This window comes from Zunongwangia pacifica, assembly GCF_023499215.1.
Lineage (GTDB): Bacteria > Bacteroidota > Bacteroidia > Flavobacteriales > Flavobacteriaceae > Zunongwangia > Zunongwangia pacifica.
In genome coordinates, this window is the sequence record NZ_JAKHSK010000077.1 from 1 (window position 1) to 4,445 (window position 4,445).

Genomic DNA, 4,445 nt, shown 5'->3' on the forward strand with positions numbered 1-4,445 from the left:
AGAGATGACTATTTTGACAAAGAACTTTATGACCAACGCTATGTCATCGAGCGTACCAATGCCTGGATGGACAGTTTCCGGTCGTTAGTAAACAGGTTTGATACTACCGTGGCAAGCTGGACAGGGTTTAACTATCTTGCTTTTATTGTATTAGCCTTGAAAAAGTTCAAACCCTTCAAAAAGGAAAAAGTTTAAACGAGTTCTTTAGCAAAATTTTCAAAACTCTATATATGTTAAATTCGAGGAAAATATAAATTTTTTGCTTTTTCTTAAGCAACCTTTTGGTGGTTTGTGCATTACAATATTATTAGGTTCGAATATTAAAAAAATGGGTAAGTCTTAAAATTCTTAAATGATATTTTTTATGAACTAAGATTATCTATTCGTTAAAAATCCTTTCTATTGGTTTTTCACTATAATCATTAAAATTCATAATGTCAAAAATTGCAATAATCGTCCAACGATATGGTATTGAAGTAAACGGCGGAGCAGAATACCATGCTAGAATTCTAGCAGAACAGCTCAAGAAAAAATACGATGTTACCGTGCTAACAACAAAATCGGTAGATTATGTCTCTTGGGATAATTATTATAAAAATAATAGAGAAACTATCAATGATGTCACCGTTAAGAGATTTAAAACAGATTACGGTAGACAACACGATAAATTAAGAAAGTTTAGAAGAAAAATTTTAAAAAATACGAAATACGAAAGTTTATTAAATAAATATTCTTTTATAAACTATTTGGATAAAAGATTTAATCTAATTAGCGCTAGCTCAAAGCAAAGTGAAAATTGGCTCAATGCCCAAGGACCTTATTGTCCAGATATGATTACGTATTTACAGAATAATAAAGAGCAATACAATGCTTTTATTTTTTTTACGTATTTATATTATCCAACTGCTGTTGGAATGAAAGAAGTTAAGGAAAAAAGTATTTTTATTCCAACCGCTCATAATGAACCTGAATTATTTGCTATAACCTATAAGAGTGTTTTCGAATCTGCTAGGTTTATAATGTACAATACGCTTTCTGAAAAAAAATTGGTTGAATCAACTTTTAAAAATCTAACGCCATATTCTGATGTTGCAGGTATTGGTATCGACTCCATCATAGATGAGCCAAGCGATGGAATTAAATCAAATATAAATGGAGATTATTTCTTATATATTGGAAGAATAGATTCAGGTAAAAATTGCCATATTCTATATCAGCAATTTTTAGAATACAAAGAGAAAAACTCTTCCGATCTTAAACTGATTTTTGTAGGAAAAAATCATACCGAACTGCAACCTACCAGTGATATTCTATTTACTGGTTTTGTAGATGAAGATTATAAAATTAATCTGTTAAGTAACGCGAAAGCCCTTATCATTCCTTCAAAATTCGAAAGTTTGTCTATGGTTGCTCTGGAGGCTATGAGTTGTGGCAAAATTGTCATTTCAAATGGCGATTGCGAAGTTTTAAAAAATCATATTATAAATAGTAATTCCGGATTCTTTTATCATTCCAATCATGATTTATTTAGAACTCTTGATGCCGTAACTAATATGTCTACTGATGATTTAAATGTGCACGCAGAAAATGCAAAAACATATATTCAACAAAACTATACGTGGGATAAAATAGTAGATAAATTTGATCGGGCTATCAAGATAATTAACGAACCTACGAGAATATAATATGAAAGGAATAAATGTGATTGGACATGTAAATGGAAACTTTGGTTTAGGGAAAGCATTACGATTAAATATAAAAGCCTTAGAACAAACCAATATTCCTTTTAAAGTCTACGATTATAAAACAATAGCCAAGAGCAATATGAATGAACTGGCTTACGAATGCAATCTTTTTCAAATTTCGCTTCATGAAGTAAACGAAGTGGTTCATAGTGTACCTTTCGATTTTTTTCAAAATAAATACAATTTACTTTACCTGGTCTGGGAATCAGAGATTGTACCAGAAAAATATCATTCTACTATTAATTTATTTGATGAAATATGGACAGCCTCAGGATATTGTAAGTCCATTTTCTCAAAATTCTTTCTAGGTGAAATTACGGTAGTACCGCATCCGATAGAAGTTATTACACGTAATGAATTCAATAAAAATGAGTTGTCTATTTATAATGAAGAAAAATTTAGTTTTCTATTCGTTTTTGATTTCAATAGCTCAGCTTTACGAAAAAACCCTTATTTTTTAATTGAAGTTTTCAAAAAAGCGAGTAAACTAGTCAATCACCAAATTGAGTTAGTTTTAAAAACTTCCAACTCCCATCATCATAAAAAAGACTATCAAAGATTGATGGAACTAATAGAGGATTCGGAAAATATAAAAATTATCGATGAATATATAGATCGAAAAGAATTGGAGAAATTAATACAGGAATGTGATTGTTATATCTCGTTGCATCATGCTGAAGGTTTCGGACTCACTTTAGCTGAAGCGATGGCATATGGAAAACCAGTAATCGCCACCAATTATTCGGGAAACACAGAATTTATGACTTCTTCGAATAGTTTTTTAGTAGAGACTATTGTTAAAACAAATGATATTATCGATAATCATTTTGATCAAAGCACAATTTGGGGAAACCCACTTCAAGAAAATTCTGTTAATTGTATAGTAGAGGTATTTTCAAATCCACAATTGGCATTTCAAAAAGGAAAGATTGCAAAACAAGATATCGCCAAGCATTTATCTTACGAAAATGTGGGGCGAATAATCGAAAATCGATTTCATTTTATATATGATAATATGGAATATTTTGAAGGCTTCAAGTGTAAAATCAATTATTTCAGAAATCAATATTCAAACTCCTTAATTGAACTTCGTATAAACCAAAGAGAGCTCAAAAAGATTAAAAAAAACGTATTGGTAAGAGTGATTTTATATCTTAAAATGAAATATAAAAAGTTCTCAGGCAGTATATCATCGAATTTCAAGATACTTCATAATTAAAGATAATACTTTAAAGAACAACGGTATGAGAATTTTAAGTATTTTACTATTCACTTTTTTTCTAACTTTTATTAGTTGTCAGGAAGATTTTGAACTAGATGAAAAGAATCCTAATTCTGAGACATCTCTATTTGCTGCATCCAGTCGGCAAGAAAAAATAAGCTCTACAAATAATGAGGAAATTCTCATACCGGCAATCTTAAATACGCAATGGAGAGATTTTAATTCTATTGTTGATATGTCAGATGACGATATTAGAAACACATTAATAGTAGAACTTAACATTAAAACTTCTGAAAGTATCTCCGATTTACAAGCAATGTCTAATTTGGAATTATCTAATTATAGTCTGTTATATACTTTATTAAAAAAAGCATCCATTCGTAAACCCTCGGAATTGCGACATATGAGTTTTGAGGAGCTTAGGAATACTATAATTGTGGAAAATGCAAAATATTTACAAAATCAAAATAAAAGAGATCTTAAAAAATTACCTACGGAAAAACTAGTTCAACTGGGATATAGTTGGTATTTACCAATAGAGTATAATTCATTGATTAATTATAGCGATGGTAAATTATCCAAAATTATTTCTCCCTATAAATTTAAACTGAAAGATAACAAAGGAAAAAGTATGGATGTTCTCAAAATTGTCAAAACTAATGAAACTTCCAATAATCATTTTAAATATTTAGGAGTTTACCATATAGGAACATCAAATGATAATTATAATCTACAATTAGCTGGCTCAAATGATTTATTCAATTGGATCCATATAATAGAATTAGACCATGATGCTCATCAAGGAGACATTATAAAATGGGGAGAAGGATATCTTATCGCATATGAAGAAGACAAACAACAAGGTAACAACAATATTGCATTGAAATATTATAATAACTATTGTAGCTTGGTCTCAAATATGAGTATTTATAGCAAAAGCATACAAACCTCAATAAATAGTTTTGGTGTAGAGGGAACCCCGGATATTAGGGGTGTTTCAGGCACCTCTCCTACAAACGGAAATATTCAGATTGGATTTCATTATTATGATGGAAATATAGACAGATTAGCAATGGGGATTTTAAGAAATGGTAATTATTGGAAAGCTTGGAAAGATGCTTTATCCGAATACAATTTGAGAGAAATGAATTTCAAAGGAAATATAGGAAGTAGAAAAAGTTTTCGATATGGCGAAACTGATCTTACTTTACAGGAAGCTCGACTTATAAAAGGAGATTGGAGTACTTGGAAAATAATGAACTCGTTTAAACTTTTTCCTTTTTGAAGGGTTTGAACTTTTTCAAGGCTAATACAATAAAAGCAAGATAGTTAAACCCTTTCCAGCTTGCCACGGTAGTTAGTAACGACCGGAAACTGTCCATCCAGGCATTGGTACGCTCGATGACATAGCGTTGGTCATAAAGTTCTTTGTCAAAATAGTCATCTCTGTCCCTGTCACCGTTGCGTCTGTTGAAGCA

Annotated in this window: 3 protein-coding genes and 2 pseudogenes; 4 read left to right on the forward strand and 1 reads right to left on the reverse strand. The window is 30.5% G+C overall.

The annotated features are described in order from the left end of the window. The 4 genes and pseudogenes from L1967_RS21985 to L1967_RS22000 all read left to right on the forward strand — a co-directional run. Window positions 1–195: pseudogene (locus tag L1967_RS21985) on the forward strand (IS5 family transposase); the annotation flags it as partial. Between the two features lie 239 nt (window positions 196–434). Further along, window positions 435–1,685, forward strand: a complete 1,251-nt coding sequence (locus L1967_RS21990) for a glycosyltransferase family 4 protein (RefSeq protein ID WP_249603641.1) — start codon at window positions 435–437, stop codon at window positions 1,683–1,685. Between the two features lies 1 nt (window position 1,686). Further along, entirely contained in the window at window positions 1,687–2,964 is a 1,278-nt protein-coding gene (locus L1967_RS21995) for a glycosyltransferase family 4 protein (protein WP_249603642.1), read from the forward strand. A 25-nt stretch (window positions 2,965–2,989) separates the two neighbouring features. Further along, entirely contained in the window at window positions 2,990–4,252 is a 1,263-nt protein-coding gene (locus L1967_RS22000; protein ID WP_249603643.1) for a hypothetical protein, read from the forward strand. Here L1967_RS22000 and L1967_RS22005 read toward each other — a convergent pair. After that, window positions 4,233–4,445 (reverse strand): annotated as a pseudogene (locus L1967_RS22005) (IS5/IS1182 family transposase); the annotation flags it as partial. The gene L1967_RS22000 and the pseudogene L1967_RS22005 sit on opposite strands and share 20 nt — an antisense overlap.

Bases quoted from the DNA above. Each gene is read 5' to 3' on its own strand.
- L1967_RS21990 (WP_249603641.1), top strand. From the start codon at position 435: ATGTCAAAAATTGCAATAATCGTCCAACGATATGGTATTGAAGTAAAC.
- L1967_RS21995 (WP_249603642.1), top strand. From the start codon at position 1,687: ATGAAAGGAATAAATGTGATTGGACATGTAAATGGAAACTTTGGTTTA.
- L1967_RS22000 (WP_249603643.1), top strand. From the start codon at position 2,990: ATGAGAATTTTAAGTATTTTACTATTCACTTTTTTTCTAACTTTTATT.